General features: G+C 45.6%; 17 protein-coding genes. 1 reads left to right on the top strand and 16 read right to left on the bottom strand.

All coding sequences use genetic code 11. The features are described 5' to 3' along the window. Positions 1-49 precede the first annotated feature (49 nt). The 7 genes from mnmE to NIAKO_RS34840 all read right to left on the bottom strand — a co-directional run bounded on the left by mnmE (position 50) and on the right by NIAKO_RS34840 (position 6,734). On the bottom strand, positions 50-1,435 hold the full coding sequence (gene mnmE, locus NIAKO_RS34870) for a tRNA uridine-5-carboxymethylaminomethyl(34) synthesis GTPase MnmE (RefSeq protein ID WP_014223217.1): 1,386 nt from the start codon (positions 1,433-1,435) through the stop codon (positions 50-52). Positions 1,436-1,599: 164 nt separating this feature from the next. Then, positions 1,600-2,433, bottom strand: coding sequence for an energy transducer TonB (locus NIAKO_RS34865; RefSeq protein ID WP_014223216.1), 834 nt, complete (start codon positions 2,431-2,433; stop codon positions 1,600-1,602). Between the two features lie 125 nt (positions 2,434-2,558). After that, on the bottom strand, positions 2,559-3,386 hold the full coding sequence (locus NIAKO_RS34860; RefSeq protein ID WP_014223214.1) for an energy transducer TonB: 828 nt from the start codon (positions 3,384-3,386) through the stop codon (positions 2,559-2,561). A 237-nt stretch (positions 3,387-3,623) separates the two neighbouring features. Continuing rightward, positions 3,624-4,460 carry an energy transducer TonB gene (locus NIAKO_RS34855; protein ID WP_014223213.1) on the bottom strand — a complete coding sequence of 279 codons (837 nt, stop codon included), beginning with the start codon at positions 4,458-4,460 and terminating at the stop codon, positions 3,624-3,626. A gap of 56 nt (positions 4,461-4,516) precedes the next feature. Beyond that, on the bottom strand, positions 4,517-5,059 hold the full coding sequence (locus NIAKO_RS34850; protein WP_014223212.1) for an ExbD/TolR family protein: 543 nt from the start codon (positions 5,057-5,059) through the stop codon (positions 4,517-4,519). A 40-nt stretch (positions 5,060-5,099) separates the two neighbouring features. After that, a complete protein-coding gene (locus NIAKO_RS34845; RefSeq protein WP_014223211.1) occupies positions 5,100-5,759 on the bottom strand; it encodes an ExbD/TolR family protein in 660 nt (219 codons plus the stop codon). Positions 5,760-5,867: 108 nt separating this feature from the next. Next, on the bottom strand, positions 5,868-6,734 hold the full coding sequence (locus NIAKO_RS34840) for a MotA/TolQ/ExbB proton channel family protein (protein WP_014223210.1): 867 nt from the start codon (positions 6,732-6,734) through the stop codon (positions 5,868-5,870). 514 nt (positions 6,735-7,248) lie between these two features. Between NIAKO_RS34840 and NIAKO_RS34835 the strand changes: the two genes are divergently transcribed. Then, positions 7,249-9,783: a zinc-dependent metalloprotease gene (locus NIAKO_RS34835; RefSeq protein ID WP_014223209.1), complete on the top strand. Its 2,535-nt coding sequence runs from the start codon at positions 7,249-7,251 to the stop codon at positions 9,781-9,783. Between the two features lie 176 nt (positions 9,784-9,959). On the opposite strand, the gene NIAKO_RS34830 is transcribed toward NIAKO_RS34835, so the two are convergent. From NIAKO_RS34830 to NIAKO_RS34790, 9 genes are all read right to left on the bottom strand, one after another. Next, on the bottom strand, positions 9,960-11,234 hold the full coding sequence (locus NIAKO_RS34830) for an ABC transporter permease (RefSeq protein ID WP_014223208.1): 1,275 nt from the start codon (positions 11,232-11,234) through the stop codon (positions 9,960-9,962). Between the two features lie 72 nt (positions 11,235-11,306). Next, positions 11,307-12,692 (bottom strand): NADH-quinone oxidoreductase subunit N, encoded by a 1,386-nt coding sequence (locus NIAKO_RS34825; protein ID WP_014223207.1) that lies wholly within the window; start codon positions 12,690-12,692, stop codon positions 11,307-11,309. A 21-nt stretch (positions 12,693-12,713) separates the two neighbouring features. Beyond that, positions 12,714-14,180 carry a complex I subunit 4 family protein gene (locus NIAKO_RS34820; protein WP_014223206.1) on the bottom strand — a complete coding sequence of 489 codons (1,467 nt, stop codon included), beginning with the start codon at positions 14,178-14,180 and terminating at the stop codon, positions 12,714-12,716. A 51-nt stretch (positions 14,181-14,231) separates the two neighbouring features. After that, entirely contained in the window at positions 14,232-16,145 is a 1,914-nt protein-coding gene (nuoL, locus tag NIAKO_RS34815; protein ID WP_014223205.1) for an NADH-quinone oxidoreductase subunit L, read from the bottom strand. 116 nt (positions 16,146-16,261) lie between these two features. Then, positions 16,262-16,591, bottom strand: coding sequence for an NADH-quinone oxidoreductase subunit NuoK (nuoK, locus tag NIAKO_RS34810; protein ID WP_014223204.1), 330 nt, complete (start codon positions 16,589-16,591; stop codon positions 16,262-16,264). A gap of 98 nt (positions 16,592-16,689) precedes the next feature. Next, a complete protein-coding gene (locus tag NIAKO_RS34805) occupies positions 16,690-17,187 on the bottom strand; it encodes an NADH-quinone oxidoreductase subunit J family protein (protein ID WP_014223203.1) in 498 nt (165 codons plus the stop codon). A 28-nt stretch (positions 17,188-17,215) separates the two neighbouring features. Then, complete coding sequence (gene nuoI / locus NIAKO_RS34800) at positions 17,216-17,758, bottom strand: NADH-quinone oxidoreductase subunit NuoI (RefSeq protein ID WP_014223202.1); 543 nt, start codon at positions 17,756-17,758, stop codon at positions 17,216-17,218. A 95-nt stretch (positions 17,759-17,853) separates the two neighbouring features. Next, a complete protein-coding gene (gene nuoH / locus NIAKO_RS34795) occupies positions 17,854-18,921 on the bottom strand; it encodes an NADH-quinone oxidoreductase subunit NuoH (RefSeq protein WP_014223201.1) in 1,068 nt (355 codons plus the stop codon). Positions 18,922-18,950: 29 nt separating this feature from the next. Then, positions 18,951-20,039 (bottom strand): NADH-quinone oxidoreductase subunit G, encoded by a 1,089-nt coding sequence (locus NIAKO_RS34790; protein WP_041347651.1) that lies wholly within the window; start codon positions 20,037-20,039, stop codon positions 18,951-18,953. Positions 20,040-20,073: the final 34 nt, after the last annotated feature.

Raw genomic sequence — 20,073 nt, 5'->3', positions numbered from 1 at the left:
TCAGCAAGAGCATTTTACATTTTCAATCAATTCATTATCCACTAGTCATTTATTTGCCGATACAGAACTTACTAAAAATATAATCCAGCTGATCCTCCGTGGTGATCTCACCGGTGATCTCACCCAAATAGTGTAAGCATCGGCGAATGTCGAGCGCGATCAGGTCACTGGGAATATTGTTATCCAAGCCATTGCGGATATCTATCAGCGATTGTAACACTTCCTGTAAAGCATGAAAGTGCCGGGCATTGGTGATGATAGTATCATCGGCGGTAACCTTGCCCTGTAGTACCAGGTCAACCAGCTTTTCTTTCAGTACTTCGGTATGCCGGTTCTCTTTCGCGGAAATGAATGTAATGCCGGCAATACTGCTGAATTTATCACGCAGAGCTGCTTCAGGTGAAGCATCGGCTTTATTCCCAACGAGTACGTATTTCAGTTTTTTATTGTTGAATTCATTAATGGTCGCCTGCAGCTCGGCTGGGGTAATTTCATTTACGTCAAACAGGTAAATCACCACATCGGCCTGTTGCATTTTGGCCAGGGCTTTTTCCATGCCAATGCTTTCAATTACATCATGAGTATGTTCGCGAATTCCGGCTGTGTCGATAAGACGGAACAGGATGCCATCGATATTCAGCACTTCTTCAATGGTATCCCGGGTGGTACCAGCAATATCGCTTACAATGGCCCGGTTCTCATTGAGCAGGGCATTCAACAGGGTCGATTTACCGGCATTGGGTTTACCAATGATGGCCACACTCACTCCATTCTTGATCACATTGCCTAACTGAAAGGAGGAAGCCAGTTGTTGGGTGGTTTGCTGAACTTCGGTCAGCAATTCATACAGTTGGGTACGGTCGGCAAACTCCACATCTTCCTGCGAAAAGTCGAGCTCCAGTTCTATAAGGGCCGAGAATTTGATTAACCGCTCCCGCAGGCTGCTCAACCGTTCTGAAAAACCGCCGCGGATGTTGTGGAGGGCTGTTTTTCTGCTTGCCTCGGTATTGCTGGCAATAAGATCGGCCACGGCTTCGGCCTGGGCCAGGTCGAGTTTGCCATTTAAAAAGGCACGTTGGGTATATTCCCCGGGTTTGGCCAGCCGGGCGCCCTGGTTTACGCAGGCCTGTATTATCTGCTGTAAAACGTAGGGAGACCCATGGCCGGATATTTCTATCACATCTTCGCCTGTGTATGATTTTGGGCCTTTAAACAGCGAAATAACCACTTCATCCAGCACCTTTCCATTTTCTTTTAAATAGCCCACATGCAGGGTATGCGAGGGCGCCTGGGTAAGGTCTTTTGCCGGGAATAACCGGTTCACAATGTCAATGGACTGCCGCCCGCTTAACCGTATAACGCCAATAGCCCCAATTCCCTGGGCGGTTGCCAGTGCTACAATAGTATCATCCCAGCCGATTGCTTTTCCGTGCATATGTACTTTTTAAACGGGGCAAAAATACGAAAACGCAGAACGCTTAATGCAAAAGGCTTAACGCAGCACACATAGCTCTCCGCCAGCTGGCGGGTTGGGGGTAAAAAAAGGACGGGCCCCCACCTGGAGCCCGCCTTATAGAGCGAAGCGAAAAACAGACTACCTTATTCGGAAGCTAATTGAAACCCGATGGGTTGCCTTTTGTACGATTTCACCTTGTGACCATTTTGAATGGCCGGCGTCCATTTACCACTTCTCTTAATTACCCGTACCGCTTCGGCGCGCAAATCTTCCGGGCCGCTCACCGCCTGCACCTCGCTCACATTGCCTTCCTTGTCTACAATAAACTGAACCACTACAGCCCCCTGTACCCCGTTTTCAATGGCATCCTGCGGATAATTAAGGCTCTTTTTCAGGAACCGCACCCAGGCAGATGGACCACCAGGATACTCCGATTCAATCTCAACCTTGAGCACTATCCCATCCTCCTCTTCATCAGCTTTTTGGGGTTGTTCAATCAAACCTTTTACCACGCCATCACCAATGGGTCCGGTAACTGTTCCATCATCATCTGCTCCGTTCGGGTTAGTCACATTGCCAATCTTTACATTTTCCAGGTCGTCATTAACCGGTGGCATTTCCTCTGGCTTAACCTGGTTATCAGGCACAATCTTAGGGACAACATCTGCTATCGTCTTCATTTGTGCAGGTGCAGCTGGTGTTTTTACAGGTGGGGGAGGCAATTCAACTGGCTTATCGGGTGTTTTTACAGAAGACAAGGTAATCTCTTTTGTATCAAACACCGGGTCGATCTTCGTTTTTTTACCGGCAAAGGCGAAGCCGATAAACAGCATGCAGATCATAGACAACATAACAGTTATGGACACTGTTAACCGTTTGCGGTAAGTGCGCCGCAGATCATAAGCGCCATAGTCCTTATTACGTCCTTCGAATAAAATATCGAGCACATCTGCTGTTAGAATGGTTGAACTTTCCATGGCTATTATTTATTACTAAGATGCATACCCTAATACTTTCCATAATAATATTTTCAAATCCGATACTATATAAAACAAAAAATCCCCTCCGTAATGGAGAGGATTCATATTGCCCATTTGGAATCTTACCCTTCCGTTTCAATACGGAATACGATTGGTTGCTTCTTGTACGACTTTACCTGGCGGCCATTTTGTATAGCCGGTGTCCATTTACCACTTTTCTTAATTACACGTACTGCTTCAGCGCGATGCTCCATTGGTCCGCTGATGGCTTCTACATCGCTTACGTTTCCATCTTTGTCAACAAGGAACTGTACTATTACTGTTCCCTGTATCTCGTTGTCCAAAGCCTCCTGCGAAAAGCGAAGATTTTTGTTCAGGTAACGGGCCCAGGCCGGCATGCCACCCGGATACTCCGATTCCATTTCTACCTTGGTAAATACTTTGTTCCAGTCTTCTTCATCCTTCTTTGGGGTTTCTATCACGCCTGTAGTACCAGTTTCAATGGGAGGAGCTACAGTACCATCATCTTTCGTCCCATCTACAGTCATGGTACCGATCTTAGTGTCTTCCAGCGTTGTCATTTCAGGTGGCTTTTCATCTTCTCTTACCTCTTCGTTTACAATTCTTGGTGGCGTGAATTGTAATACCTGCACTTGTTGCACAGGAAGTTTGGGTGGCGGCGGTGGTGGTGGCGGCTCGACTGGTGCTTCATCAGGCATTTTTTTCAGCACCACATCTGGTGGAAGGATCACTTCCGTTAGCTTTTGCTTTTTCTCGCCGGCAAAGGCAAACCCAATACCTAATAAGAGGGATACCGACAACATAACAGCTATGGATACTGTTAAACGCCGGCCATAGGTGCGTCGCAGATCATAGGCGCCATACTCTTTGTTACGCCCCTCGAAAATAATATCGAGCACATCTGCTGTTAGAATGGTTGAACTTTCCATGGCTATGCTTTATTACTTAGATGCATAGCCTAACCAATTCCATAATGTGAAAATTAGCAAATGTGAAAATGAAATACGCTCACGTGAGTACTTCGCGTGAGCTGCTTTATTTACAGTAGCTGACAGCTCTGTATTTCATTTGCCAATTTTCACATTTGCTAATTGCATTCGTCCGTTAAAAACAAAAAAGTCCCCTCCTTAACGGAGAGGACTTAAATAATTTAATATCCTACGGTATTATCCTTCTGATTCGAGACGGAACACGATCGGTTGCTTCTTGTACGATTTAACCTGGCGACCGTTTTGTACAGCTGGTGTCCATTTACCACTCTTCTTGATAACCCGGATAGCTTCTGCACGCAATTCCTGCGGCCCGCTAATGGCTTCAACTTCACTCACATTACCTTCTTTGTCCACAATGAACTGTACAACTACAGCACCTTGTACTTCGTTATCGATAGCTTCCTGGGGATAGCGGAGGTTCCTGTTCAGGTAACGCTGCCATGCGGCTGCTCCACCTGGGTACTCCGACTCAATTTCCACCTTCGTAAAGGTTTTATCCCAGTCTTCATCGTCTTTTTTAGGTGCTTCCACAACTCCCTTTCCACCGTCTTCTACCGGAGGAGCCACAATACCTTCGTCTTTTTGACCTTCCTGGTTAGAAAGACCGATCTTGGTATCTTCCAGTTTTTCTACTTCTGGTGGTTTCTCCTCTTCTTTTACCTCTTCATCTTTTACGATCTTAGGAGGTGTGAACTTTGCCATTTCCACTTTTGGCGGATCTGGTGGTTTTGGCGGAGGCGGCGGTGGCGGCTCCTCTTTTTTCTCCTCTTGTTTTATTTCTTCGAGCTGCACGTCCTGCACCACCACTTTGCTGTTGTCGTCTTTGTTTGCCAGTAAAGCGGATGCTAAATATCCGATAAACAGCAGAAGACAAAGAGCACCAACTATAAGAAGCGATGTGACCAACCGCTTATTATAAGTTTTGCGCAGATCATAAGCACCGTATTCCTTATTCCGGCCCTCGAAGATGATGTCAAGAACATCAGCGCTTAATATTTTATTGACTTCCATGATTAAAAAATCTTTTTAATTAGATGCATTGAATGCAGATTTCCATAAAGCAATCTTTATTTAATTCCCTGACTTGCCTCAGTGGCTTTCATCAGCTGAATTTCCTGATCAAAGATGTCAACCATCGCATACCGTTTAACATCGTTGATGGTCATTTCATCAAGAATGTCAACCGTGTTTTTGTAGTTTGCCTCGGGGCCTGGTTTAATAACCACTACAAAGTCCTGAGGATTAGTTGATTTCTTTTTATCAATGATCTCCTTGCGGATATCTTTAAAGTTGCTTGATTTGAAATTGGAACCATCTGATGCCAACTCTCCTTCATAATAATACACCCCATCGCTCTTGCCCAGCATAATGGTCAAAGCGCCAGACGCTTTTACCTTATTCTGCTCTTCGGGCTTATCCGTGTCTTTAGGCAGGAAAAGCTTCATTGCAGTGGGCTGGCTCATGGTTGTGGTGAATATGAAAAAGGTAATCAACAGAAATCCCAAATCCACCATTGGCGTAAGGTCAACGCGTGTAGAAAGTTTCTTCCCTTTCTTTACGCCTGGTCCTTTTTTATGTCCCCCTCCAGAGGAGGTATCCATTTCTGCCATGTCGCACTTATTTTGTTGTTAAGAATTTAATTCGCTTTTATTACTCCTCTTTGGAACCGGTGGCTCTTTTAGCAGCCAGGGCCGTTCCTTCCGGAACCCCCTCGGGGTTGGTTACCATCGAGAATTTAAATATTTCATTTCTTTTGAATGCATCGATCACCCCTTTGAATGTTGGATATTTCGCATTGTTATCCCCTTTTACCAACAGGTTCATTTTAGAACCAGAGAAGGCACGGGTGGCTGCGTTCATCCATACAGTCAACTCGTTGTTAGCTGTATCCAAAGGAATGCCCGGAGATTTGAAGTTTTTTACCTGATCGGCGTTCAAATCCAGGTACGACTTCAACATTGAGAAAGGAACCCCTACAAATGAGCCACTTCTTGCAAATGCAGCTTTTTCCTTGGCAGATAACCCCAGGTTTTTACCCTGGTCAATCATATCAATGATATCCTGCTTTTCAGCAGTGTTATTATCGCCAACGGAAAAATAGGCGTGACCTTCTTTATCCATGGTTACCATAACCACGTTCTTATCATCTGTTGGCTTGGTACTCACCGAGTTAGGTGTTACTACGCCCAACCCATCATCAGATTTGAATTTGGTAGTAAGGATGAAGAAAGAAAGTAACAGGAATGCCACATCACACATCGCTGTCATGTCAACAGAGGTACTCTTACGCGGCACTTTTACTTTAGGCATAATTTAATTATTTCTGATTCTGGTATAAGATTCACATTGATCCAATTTCCATATCACATCTAATGTAATTCTCAAAAAAAAGCAAATTCCCCAAATTGGGGTTTACCCTTATTTGTACAGAGATGCAAAACTTTGGGTCAGGGTGAAACCAGATTCGTCGATGCCATAAGTAATATGGTCGATCTTTGTAGTAAAGATGTTATACATGATGATAGAGATAGCTGAAGTACCGATACCTAATGCGGTATTATACAACGCTTCAGAGATACCTCTTGACAGCTCGGCAGCTGCACCACCACCGCCTTCAGATGCCAGGGCGGCGAACGATCCGATCATACCTAATACAGTTCCCAACAGACCCAACAGGGTAGCCACTGAGGCAATTGTTGAAAGGAACACCAGGTTTTTCTCCAGCATAGGCAGTTCCAGTGCTGTAGCTTCTTCAACCTCTTTCTGAATTTGCAATACTTTTTGTTCAGTATCCAGTTCAGTATTAGAGATCATTTCTTTGTACTTGCGCAAACCGGCTTTCATTACGTTACCTACGCTGCCTTTTTGACGATCGCACTCAGAAATAGCCTGGTCAACGTTTTTATTAGCCAGGTGATATTGTACTTTACGGATGAATTCGGCGATGTTACCAGAACCTGTAGCTTTGGAAATAGTCATCAAACGCTCGATCACGAAAGTAATTACTGTTAAGAAAGTCGCGATCAGGATAGGCACGATAATACCACCATCATACATTCTCACCAAACCACTTTTCGGTCCTTTATGTTTAGGCCAAAAACCGCCAGCAGGATCGGGATTAGTAAAATTGCTAGGATCTCCGAGGAGAAAACGCCAGATAATATAACCGGCAACAATACAAATAACGGGGGCTAACCATGAAATGGAATTGGATTTCTTCTTAGGTTGAACAGATGTACTACTCTTCGCTGCGGTTGCAGTCGCAACGGGTCTTGTTTCAGCCATGATTGTGTTTTTTAGTGTTTTATAAATTTTAAGCTATCAGTAGATTCTAAATGGGCTCACAATTCTAAGGAAAAAGTCATTTCACTCGATCAAATTGATCAAGAAAAATTTTGATAAGGTTCACAAGTTAAGAAATTTCTTAACTGATCGCCTAAAAAACAGGCGATTTGGTTGAATAGAACGGCAACAATATATGTCATAATTAGAAACAAAACAAGCCTGTTAATCAATGACCCCCAACGGGGTAAGCATCATATAGACAATTAAAAACTTTTAATCCCCTATTCCCTCTACCTCTGTTTGTCTATAAGAACACTATATTACATTTATTTGACCAGCGGTAAGCGGCCCTCTTCTGCACACATTTTGTTTTCCCTACCTTCATCCATTATATTTTTTTTAATGATCTAATCATTCAGAAGAATAGGAAAATACAGATTTCAGGTATCGCACCATTATGAAACGTTGTACCCCCCTGTTCTACTGGCTCTCAAAAAAACAATTACTATTACTGATGAAAAAGAGACTTTCCCTGCTGGTACTCCTGGCTTGTTGTAGTGCAATTACCTATGCACAAAAAAAATCCAGTACGCCGGCGGCCCCAGCAGATACTGCTAAAAAACCGGCCCCTGTAGCCCCCCGGCCCCCACAAACCGGTCCCAAACCCTACAAAGAAATTATAACCGACAAAGCAATAACCCGCAAAGGGCTTTTTACGGTACACAGAATAGAAGACAAATGGTACTTTGAAATGGGTGATTCCTTATTAGGAAGGGATGTATTGGTAGTTAACCGCATCTCCAAAGCACCCGCCAATACCCGTGCCGGCTTTTTTGGTTATGCTGGTGACGAGATCAATGAAAACGTGATCCGTTTTGAAAAAGCGCCCAATAACCGCCTGTTCATGCGCAATATTTCCTACTCGGTATACGCCAAGGACTCTACCAAGCCCATGTATAAATCGGTAATGGCCAGCAATATTCAACCTATTGCCGCTTCATTCGATATAAAGGCTTTTTCAAAAGACAGTACCGGCGTGGTGATCGATATTACTGATTTTATTAATAGCGATAACGACATCCTGTTCTTTGCCTCTTATTTCAAACAGGCCCTGCGCATCGGCGGCCCCCAACCCGATAAATCGTACATCGCCGATATTAAAAGCTTCCCCATCAATACCGAAATAAAAACGGTAAAAACCTATAGCAGAATGCCTGCGCCCGGTCCCTTCCCCGGCGCCTCTGCCGGTCCTGCCGGCAATGCCACCTTTGAGCTGAACAGCTCGCTGGTACTGTTGCCCAAAGATCCCATGCAGGCCCGCCATTACGACGACCGCGTAGCCTATTTCACAACAGAATACACCGATTTCGATGCCGATCCACAGGGCGTTAAAGACATCAGCCTCATTACCCGCTGGCGCCTGGAACCCAAACCGGAAGACATGGAAAAATACAAACGCGGTGAACTGGTTGAACCTAAAAAACCAATCATTTATTATATAGACCCCAATACCCCCGAAAAATGGGTGCCTTACCTGATTGCCGGGGTTAACGACTGGCAAAAGGCTTTTGAAAAGGCCGGTTTTAAAAACGCCATCATGGCCCGCCGTGCTCCTACTCATGAGGAAGACAGCACCTGGAGCCTGGAAGACGCCCGGTATAGCGCCGTTGTATACAAACCTTCAGATATTCCTAACGCCATGGGCCCCCACGTGCACGATCCCCGCAGTGGCGAGATCCTGGAATCGCATATCAACTGGTACCATAACGTAATGTTATTGCTGCACAACTGGTACCTGATCCAGGCTTCGCCCAGCGATCCCCGCGCCCGCACCGCGCATTTTAACGATTCGCTCATGGGCGATCTCATTCGCTTTGTATCGTCGCACGAGGTAGGCCACACCCTTGGTTTGCCACACAACATGGGCGCTTCCGCAGCTACCCCGGTTGAAAAACTGCGCGATAAAGCCTGGGTTGAAGAGCATGGTCATACTTCTTCCATCATGGATTACGCCCGTTTTAACTATGTGGCGCAGCCTGAAGATAAAATTGGTTCTGCCGGTATGTATCCCCGCATTGGCGATTACGACCTGTGGTCAATTGAATGGGGCTACAAATTGCTGCCTGGCAAAACCGAAGATGAAGAAAGAGACATTTTGAACGACTGGGTAAAAAGCCGTTACAACAATCCCCGCTTACGTTTTATCCATGCCGATGGGGTTGACCCACGTGCCCAAACCGAAAGCCTGGGCGATGATGCCATGAAGGCCAATGAATATGGTATCAAGAACCTGAAATGGATCCTTCCCCAATTGCCTAAATGGCTTAATGAAAAAGCCGACGATTACAAAAACCTCGATCAGTTGTATGATGAAGTGTACAATACCTTCAGCCGTTATATGGGTCATGCAGTTACCTATATCGGTGGTTCTTATACCGACTTAAAAACAACCGATCAGGATGGAGCAGTTTATACTGTAGTGCCAAAAGCCCTGCAAAAAGAAGCAATGTCCTTCCTGCAAAAGAACCTGTTTACCACTCCTACCTGGTTATTGAACAAAACCATTATGGATAAGGTAACTTCTCCGGTGGAAGATAAAATAAGCGGTCTGCAGGATGTTTGGCTGGGCGCGCTGTTAAACACCAACCGTTTATCACGCCTCATTACCGAAACCAACCGCGATGCCAATGCCTACCGCATCGATGAGTTTATGGAGGACCTGAAGAAAGGTATCTTCAGCGAACTGGCTACGCATGCACCTATTGATAATTTCCGCCGTAACCTGCAAAAATCTTTTGTAGAAAGAATGAGCACCCTGGCTTCTATTACGCCTGCGGCGCCTGCCGGCGGTGGTGGCGGTATTATCATTTCATTTGGCGGCCCTACTGTTGACGTTAAGAAAACCGATATCAGTTCAGTGGCCCGTGGCGAACTGCGTGCCCTGAAAGCCCAGATTGCCGCAGCTGCCGCCACCTATGGCGATAAGCTGAGCAAGTATCATTTACAGGACCTGAACGAGCGCATCGATCGCGTGTTGAATCCCAGATAATCCTTTGGAGTTATTTATAAAGCAAAAGCCCCGGCGGTAACGTCGGGGCTTCTTGTTTTAGTTATTAAGTTATTTAGTTCGTAAGTTCTTAAGTTTCCGCAATGACTTAGGGCCTATGGCTTACAGCGGCTTTTACCGCGCAGAAGTGTATTGCTTGTAGCTTGTAGCCCGTTGCTCTACTCGTATCTCAACGCCTCAATCGGGTTCAACTTACCCGCCTTTATCGCCGGATACAACCCCGCCAGCAAACCCACCAGCGAACAAATAATTACGCCGGTAAGCACCCAGTCCCAGGGCACAACAAAACTGGTGCTTAATAAAATACCTACTATATTCCCTAAAATAATACCCAGTACGATCCCAAATGCAGCGCCCAGCAAACTGATGATGATGGATTCGTACAGGAACTGGTACCGGATATTCTTCCTTTTACCGCCGATGGCCTTCACCAGCCCTATTTCTTTGGTACGCTCCGTTACCGCCACCAGCATAATATTCATCAATCCAATAGCAGCGCCCACCAGGGTGATCACCCCTATCAGCAAGGCCGCCATGGTAATAAAGCTCAGGTTGCGGATCAGCATTTCAGCAAAGCTGTCGCTTTTGTCGATCATGAAATTATCGGTTTCGGTAACCGTTAGCTGCCGGATGGGCCTGAAGGCACTGGTAGCCTCTCCAATGGCGCCGTCTATCAATTTTATGTCAGACACCTTTACCTGGATATTAAAGGAAGCATTAGGATTGCTGTTGAAATATCGCCGCACGTTGCTGTAAGAAATAATAACCAGGTTATCCAAACTGCGGCCAAACGTAGAGCCCTTGGGCTTTAATACCCCAATAATGCGAAAAGGAATGTTGTCAACGCGAATGATCTTGTCCAGCGGCCGCTCGGCATTCTCGCCAAAAAAACGGGTAGCTATATCCTTTCCAACCAAACATACATTACGACCGGTTTCTATATCTACGGGGTTCAGGTCACGGCCATTTTCCACAGCAAACCCATTTAACCCGGTATAATTTTCGTCGCCGCCCACCAGCCACACATTAGGATTGGTTTTCCGGTTCTCATACGCAACAATGGCGCTGCGGTCGCCCACTATATTGGCGCTCACCTGTGCCGGGAAGGTATAAGCGGCTTTAAATGCCTCTGCCTGATGTACGGTAATGGGTTTACCCATGTTCGATTTCTTCTCTTTCTTTGCTCCCCGTTTCTCCTTTTTTACTTCCTCATTGTTAAAGCCACGGCGCGGCTCCTGGTACCGGATGGTAAACCCGGTAGCCCCCATGGAAGAAAAGCTTTCCAGAAATTTCTGTTTAATGGCAACAATAGCGGTATTGATGCCTATAAGTGCGGTAATACCCAGGGCAATTATTGCCACTGTAATACCCGTACGCAATCTGTTGCTGCGTACGGTACGAAAGGACAGCGAGAGTGTATCGCGAAGTGTCATACTATATTAGTGAGCCTAATATAGTAAATATTACGGGCAGTAAACCAGAACTGTGATGAATGGTTCTCCCGCTTACAGATAAAATAAGTTATGCAACTGATCGAGCAGCCAGTGCGGGAAAATACCCAGAATTATCACTATCGCCGCAATAGCGATCAGCAATCCCCTGAAACCGGCAGAGGTTTCAATTTCCTGGGCTTCGCCTTCTTTAAAATACATGGCTTGTATAACGCGGAAATAATAGTACACGCTGATGGCGGCACACAACACCCCTACAATAACCAGCCACATTACATTACCATTGTTGATGGCGGCCGATAACATATAGAATTTGGCCCAGAAACCAGCCGTAGCAGGTATACCAGCCAGTGATAACAGGAATATGGTGTTGGTAACAGCCAGAACGGGTTGGCGTTTGGCCAGTCCGTTAAAGCCTTCAAACGTATAATCTTTCATTTTCAACAGCACGGCGAAAATACCGATGGTAGCCAGGCTGTAAGCAGCTGCATAAAAGATCATCCCTTCCTTGCCAATATCATTCATGGCAACCAGGGCAAACAGCATAAAGCCAGCCTGCGCAATACTTGAATACGACAGCATTCTTTTTACACTCTGTTGGAACACCGCAGTGATGTTGCCTATAAACAAGGTAGCTGCTGCAATAATAGCTATCAGTAATTGCCATTGTTTTTGCACGTCGCCAAAACAACCCTCAAACAACCGGATGAAGGCGATAAAGTAAGCCACCTTTACAATAGTTGCCATAAAAGCGGTGAATACGGTGGGCGAACCGTCGTAGGCATCGGGCGTCCAGAAGTGGAACGGCGCTGCCGATACCTTGAACGACATAGCGAATAACAACAATAACAAACCGGCTGCCAGCATAGGCGTTAAATTGGTAGTGCCCATACGGATCACATCAATATTAAAACTGCCTTTTACGCCATACAGCAGGGTAATACCCATAAGCATGATACCGGTTGAAAAAGAACCCATCAAAAAGTATTTCAGCGCAGCCTCATTACTTTTCAGATTGCGTTTATCACTACCGGTTAAAATGTATAAAGGAATAGAAATGATCTCGATACCCAGGAACAACATCAGCAGGGAGCTGAAGGAAGATACAATGGAGATACCGCACAGCACAAAAAATATCAATGCAAAGTATTCTGCCAGGTTCACGCCCACACGCTCCATATCCCTGCCGCTCAGCAGAAAATAGATCCAGGTGCTGCCAAAGGCAATAGTATTGAACAACAGGCCAAAGATGTCGAAGGACAGCATGCCCCTCGTATTCACATTAAAAAAATGATATCCACCAATGTCCAGCACATTCGCAATTACCAAAGCCAGCAGGCTAATAATAGCTACGTTGCGCACAACAGATTTTTTATCCGTGAACACGCCACAAAACATCATCACTACACCAAGAACAGCAGAAATTACAATTGCATTCATAAATCAATTCTATACGTTCGCTTATGGTAATTTGACAAACATTTTTGAGTAAATGGCATCTACCGCATGCCTTGTTGCTTCAATCATTGGCTTGGGATAAACACCCATTACTACAATGCCGATCAGCAGCACAGCCAGCACAAATTTCTCATTGATCTTTATATCATGAGCATTTGCAGTTAAAGGGCTGGTGTTGCCAAACAATACTTTCTGCAACATATTTAAAGTATATACGGCCGACAGAATGATACTGATACCACCCACTACCATAAATATGTAATGATAGTTAGATGATTTTGATCCGAATACACCATCAAACATCATAAACTCACCAATAAAGGAATTGGTAAGCGGCAGGGCTACATTGGCCAGCGATATCACTACCAGCATAATGGCCAGTGAAGGCGCCTTTTGCGCCAGGCCGCCCAGCTCACTCATCTTACGGGTATGAAACTGACGCTCTATCAGTTCTACCACAATCCACATTCCGATGATATTGATACCGTGGGCGAACATCTGGATCATTACGCCCTGTATACCAATAGAAGAGGTAACGAATATGGCCATTCCCATCAATCCCATGTGGGCAATGGAAGAATAAGCCACAAAACGTTTCAGGTCGTCCTGCTGCATGGCAAGAATAGAACCATAGATCATCCCGATCACGCACATGGTGGCAGCAGGGTCACCATAGCCCCACAAGCCAACAGGCACCACCGGTGCTAACCAGCGCAGGATACCAAACACCCCCATTTTAACCATGATGCCGCTCAATACCATCGTAACCGCTGTAGGCGATTGCTCATAGGTATCGGGCTGCCAGGTATGAAAGGGGAATAAAGGTATTTTAATGGCAAACGCCAGGAAGAACAACCAGAATAACCAGCCTTGCGTGTTACCAGGCAGGTTCACTTTGTAAAAAGAACTCATGGCAAATGAATGATCGGGGGTATGAAAGTATACCCAGATGATAGCCACCAGCATCAGCAATGAGCCAACAAAAGTGTATATAAAGAATTTGAAGGTAACGGCCACTCTTCTTTCGCCACCCCAGATGGAGCACAGGAAGTAAGCAGGAATAAGCGCCAGTTCCCAGAAGAAGTAGAACAACAAGGCATCGGAAGCCACAAACACACCCATTAAACCCGTTTGCATCAACAACATCAGGGCATAAAACTGATGGGCGTTTTTATAAGTAGAGTTCCAGGTTGCGATAAAGATCCCGGGGTAAGCAATACCTGTTAACAAACACAGCATTTTGCTCATACCATCCATGGTCAATGAGAAACGACTGCCCAGATCGGGTAACCAGGCCACATCGGCTTGCAGGTATTCAGGCTTGTGTAACACGGCAATGCCCAGTATGGAAACAACCATTGTAATAATGGAGGTTAACAATGCCCATACTTTCGCGTTCTTTTCCTGTTTTATCAGGAACCCAAGCAAACCACTCACCAACGGAATAACTATCAGCAATACAGGTACCATTATAATTTCTTGATTTCTGATTTATGGATTTTATCTCTACTTGCTAACTTCTTATTTCTTAATAAAGAATTTCACTACAAAAAAGGCCAGCATACTCAGCACCATCAACAACACATAGTTGCCCACCAAACCACTTTGCAACAGGCGCACCTGACGGCTGGTGTAATTCACCAAACGGCCAACACCATTCACCATGCCATCCACTACTTTCTTCTCAAAGAAGTTGTTCATGAATCTCGACAGCCATTGCAATGGCTTTACTATAGCGTAATTGTATAATTCATCGATGTACCATTTGTCGGCCAGTACTTTTCCAAAACCTGCAGGCTCGTTGAGTTCAGGTCTTTTGGGGTATTTAACCCATGCAATGGTGATCATTACCAATGCCAGCACTACTGAAATAACCATCAGGTACATCTCGGTATGATGATCGGGCAGCGCTGCCATTTTGATCTCATTCGATTTTTGGAAGATTGGGTCCAGGAATTGCTCCAGTTTGTGTGCATCTGGCATTATCGATTCGGGAATACCAATAAAACCACCTACTATAGCCAGTATGGCCAGCACGATCAAAGGAATGGTCATGGCAGCAGGACTTTCATGCAGATGATGCTTTTGCTCTTCGGTTCCACGGAATGTACCCCGGAACGTTGTAAAGTACAAACGGAACATATAAAAAGCAGTCATGGCAGCGCCGGCAACACCCAGGTAATAATACAAGGGGTCTTTGGCGTATGCGAATGCTAAAATTTCGTCTTTTGAAAAGAAACCACTTAAAGGAGGTATACCGGCAATGGCAATACAACCAACCAGGAAAGTAGCATGAGTAATAGGCAGTTTCTTTGACAAACCACCCATTTTACGGATATCCTGCTCATGATGCATGGCATGAATTACCGAACCTGCACCCAGGAACAACAGGGCTTTAAAGAAGGCGTGCGTCATTACATGGAACACGGCCCCGGTGTAAGCGCCCACACCTAAACCCAGGAACATATAACCTAACTGGCTCACCGTACTGTAAGCCAGTACTTTTTTAATATCGTTTTGTTTGATGGCAATCGTAGCCGCAAATAATGCAGTAGCCAAACCAACCGCCGCTACCACACTTTGGGTTTGAGGCGCCATAGTGTACAAAATGTTGCTGCGCGCAATCATATAAATACCGGCTGTTACCATCGTAGCAGCGTGGATCAACGCCGAAACCGGGGTTGGACCTGCCATCGCATCCGGCAGCCAGGTATATAAAGGTATCTGTGCACTTTTACCGGTAGCACCTACAAACAGTAACATGGTGATACCGATAATATCAGTCTTTGTTAATTTTTGATAAAGATCAAACACTCCGCCGCCGTCGGCTGTAGTATATGTAACGGTGCCCAGTTTGGCAAGGAGCCAGAAGATGGCGATCAGAAAACCCAGGTCACCAATGCGGTTCATGATAAAGGCCTTTTTGGCCGCGTTACCATATTCAACGTTCTTGAACCAGTAACCGATGAGTAAGTAAGAGCATAAACCAACACCTTCCCAGCCAATGAACATGATCACATAGTTGGCGCCCAGTACGAGCAACAACATGGAGAACACGAACAGGTTGAGGTAAGCAAAATACCGGCCATAGTGCTCCTCTCTTTCTTCATGCATATAGGCAGCTGAATACACATGTATCAGAAAACCTACACCGGTAATGATCAGCAAAAAGAGCGACGACAGCTGGTCTATTTGAAAAGCGAAGGGAATTGATAAAGTACCGTAGCTGATAAAATCAAACAGGTTGGCTACATAGGTGTTCCCGTTTTTTACCTCGGTAAAAAGCAGCACACTTACAACAAACGAGGCCAATACCATACCGCTGCCAATAATACTGATCAACGATTTGGAAAGTTGTTTTCTGAGCAAACCATTGATCAGAAAACCAACCAGTGGAAAAAAGGGAACCAACCAAACTAAGTGTAACACGTTCATACAATTTAAGCTTAAGGCTCAAGGCTTAACGCACCTTCCCGCAATGGGCGCTCTCCGAATAATCTCAAACTGTTCAACATTCGGACAAAGCCTTCGGCGTTCAGCGTTTAGCCTTATTAGTGTTTTAACCTGTTTAAAAAATTAACATCTACCGAATGCGTATTGCGATACATCATTACAATAATGGCCAGGCCCACGCTTACTTCAGCCGCCGCCACTACCATGATAAAGAATACGAACAACTGACCATCTATACCGGCCGTAGCGTTTTTGGCCACGCCAGCCGCATAATGCATTTTTGAAAACGCAACCAGCAACAGGTTCACGGCATTCAACATCAGCTCAATGCACATGAAAATGATGATGGCATTCCGGCGGGCAAGCACCCCTACAATGCCGATACAGAAAAGGGCAATAGCCAGGTAGATATATCTTTCGATTAACATAGATCTCTATTAATATCGAATGTCAAATATTGAATGTCGAACGTCGAAGTTGAATTCACTTCATCATTTATTATTCAATATTCAATATTCTTCGGTTTTTATTTTTTTCCAATAACCACAGCTCCCACCATCGCACTCAAAAACAGCACGCTGCTGATCTCAAAAGGTACAACATAATCGGTGAACAGGGCCTGACCCAGATTTTTGATCAACCCGATATCACCCGTTCCCAGCATCGTAACCTGACCTTTTACTTCAGCCTGTTTTAAGGCAGCAACCATTACCAGCAGCAAACAACCGCCTGCTACCACCCCGGCCAGCTTCAGCCATTTGTTCTTTTGCGGCTCGGTTTCGGCATTCAGGTTCATTAACATGATCACGAACAGGAACAGTACCATAATGGCGCCTGCATATACGATCAGGTTTACAATACCCAAAAACTGGGCATTCATCAGTATATAGTGTCCTGAAATGGCAAAGAAGGTAACGATAAGCCACAATACACTGTGTACCGGGTTCCGGCTTATCACGACCATGATGGCGCTACCGAGCGCCATCGCGCTTAAAGCATAAAATAATATTTGTGATATATCCATTGCAGCTTGGTTCTGTTATTTGCTGTTCTTAGTTTCCTTTCCGGTTACCGATCGCTTTCTGGTATTCGCCGGGATTTTCTTTTGGACTGGGGATCAAAAGATCCTGTTTTCCATATATAAACCCTTTACGCTGATAGTTGGAAGGCGCAAAGGTTTCGCTTAAATACACAGCGTCTTTCGGACAGGCCTCTTCACACAACCCGCAGAAAATACACCGCAGCATATTGATCTCGTATTTGGCGGCATACTTTTCTTCGCGATACAGGTTCTCTTCTCCTGGTAAACGTTCTGCCGCTTCCATGGTAATGGCTTCAGCCGGACAGGCCAATGCACACAAACCACAGGCAGTACAACGCTCGCGACCTTCTTCATCGCGGTTCAGGATGTGCAATCCACGAAATACCGGGCTAAACGGACGTTTCTCCTCAGGATAACTGATGGTTGCTTTCTTTTTAAAGAAGTGGCCTAAAGTAATCATCATGCCCTTGGCAATGTTCACTACATAGAGTTTTTCCACGAGTGACATCGGCTTACGATCAACTGCTTTGGCTCTGTTTGTTAATGCTTGCATTATAATTAGTTAACTTAAATCTTCAACTGCGTTCTCACTACTAAAACCGCAAATGTACTTTTTCTCCTTTCAATGCGCCAATTAAATCCGGCTCATTAAAACTTATAGCCGTTGCTTTTCCACAGGATGAAAGCTGCGGTGGCAATCATATTGACCAGGGCTAAAGGAATCAATCCTTTCCAGCCCAGGTTCATCAACTGGTCATAACGGAAGCGCGGGATGGTCCAGCGTACCCACATGAACAGGAATATGAAGAAGCACACTTTTGCCAATAATACAGCGCCCTGTAAAGCCACGAGCCAGTTGCCCCAGTCGGCATGGGCGGCATCGTTGAAGAAAGGAACATCATAACCACCAAAGAACAGGGTTGCCATTACCACGCTGCTGATGAACATGTTGATGTATTCAGCAAACAGGTAAAAACCCAGTTTCATCGAAGAGTACTCCTGGTGGTAACCAAAGTTCAATTCATTCTCCGCTTCAGGTAAATCGAAAGGTGTACGGTTACATTCTGCAAACGCACATACCAGGAATATAAAGAAGCCCAGCGGTTGATAACAAATATTCCAAACGCTGTCCATCTGCTGGCCAACGATCTCACTCATTTTTAAAGAACCGGTCAGCATCAGCAATGCGATGAGCGACAGGCCCATAGGCAGTTCATAGCTGATTACCTGTGAGGCGCCGCGCAAGGCAGCCATCAGCGAGAACTTGTTGTTGGAAGCCCAGCCTCCGATCATTATACCATATACACCCATGCTCACTACACCAAACACGTATAAAATGCCAATATTGATATCTGCGATCTGCAGGGTTACCTGGCGGCCCAATACATTCAGCGTGCCGCCCCAGGGAATTACAGCCGACGTCATCATAGCAGCCATCATTGCCAGGCAGGGACCCAAAATGAACAGAAAGCGGTTTGACGTGTTAGGAATGATCTCCTCTTTCATGAACAGCTTTAACCCGTCGGCCAGCGGTTGTAAAATACCAAACGGGCCGGCACGGTTAGGGCCTCTGCGGTCCTGGATAAAAGCAGCCACTTTACGTTCGGCATATGTTTCATACATGGCTATTACCAATGAAATAGAAACAATGCCTACGATGAGTACCAGTTTCTCAATCACTAAAAACAAGTCAATAGCTAATAAAGCAGAATGCATTTTATTGATTTATGTAGTCAACTTTTGTTCTAATCCTTCTTCTTAAAGTCGTTCGAGTGCGCCGGGCCCTGGATCTTCGACAGATCGATATTCGGTTTATTCACTTCACTCACCTCGTGAATGTCCATCAACAGGCGCGGATTACGGCCACCCATTACTTCGGGTAAGGCTTCGTGTGGTTTAACGGTACCCACATAATGGTTGGCGCTGATCACCGAGTGATGGCTGATCTTGGCTGGTCCGTCAATTACCCAATCACTTGTTTTCTTTTTCTCAAAACGGCATTCGTTACAGATCCAGTCGTGCAGTTCGCCCCACTGGTCTTTACGGCCGGTTACACGGAACACTTCATCACCACGGTACCACAGGGTTACTTTACCGGAACACTTGGGGCAATCGCGGTGTGCATCTTCCGGTTTCAGGAACCATACGCGGTTTTTGAAACGGAAGGTTTTATCGGTTAAAGCGCCTACCGGACAAACGTCAATTACGTTGCCGATAAAGTCGTTGTCGAGCGATTTCTCAATGAATGTGGCAATTTCAGCATGGTCGCCACGGTCCAATACACCATGCACGCGTTTATTGGTAAGCTGGTCGGCGGTAAATACACAACGATAGCACAGGATGCAACGCGTCATGTGCAGTTGAATATAAGGCCCCAGGTCATGTTTTGCGAAAGTACGGCGTGGAAATTCGTAACGGGTTGCTTCAGCACCATGCTCATAGCTCAGGTCCTGCAAATGGCACTCACCAGCCTGGTCGCAGATAGGACAATCGAGCGGGTGATTGATCAATAACATCTCCACCACCCCTTTTCTGGCATCCTGCACGCGTTCGCTGGTAATGTTCTTTACCACCATGCCATCCATTACATTGGTACGGCAGCTGGCAACCAGCTTTGGCATCGGGCGCGGATCAGCTGTTGAACCCGCTGATACTTCTACCAGACAGGTACGGCATTTACCGCCACTACCTTTCAGTTTGCTATAGTAACACATAGCCGGCGGCGCTACTTCCCCACCGATCATGCGGGCCGCATTCAGGATACTGGTTCCCGGTTCCACCTCAACGGTGATGTTATCGATGGTTACCTTAAATAACTTTTTTTCTTCAGCCATATTATCAACCCCCAAAGGGGATTTTAATTTTTAA

The sequence above is a fragment of the Niastella koreensis GR20-10 genome, assembly GCF_000246855.1.
Taxonomy (GTDB): domain Bacteria; phylum Bacteroidota; class Bacteroidia; order Chitinophagales; family Chitinophagaceae; genus Niastella; species Niastella koreensis.
Note: the sequence above shows the minus strand (reverse complement) of the source record. Positions and strands in the feature narration are given on the sequence as shown.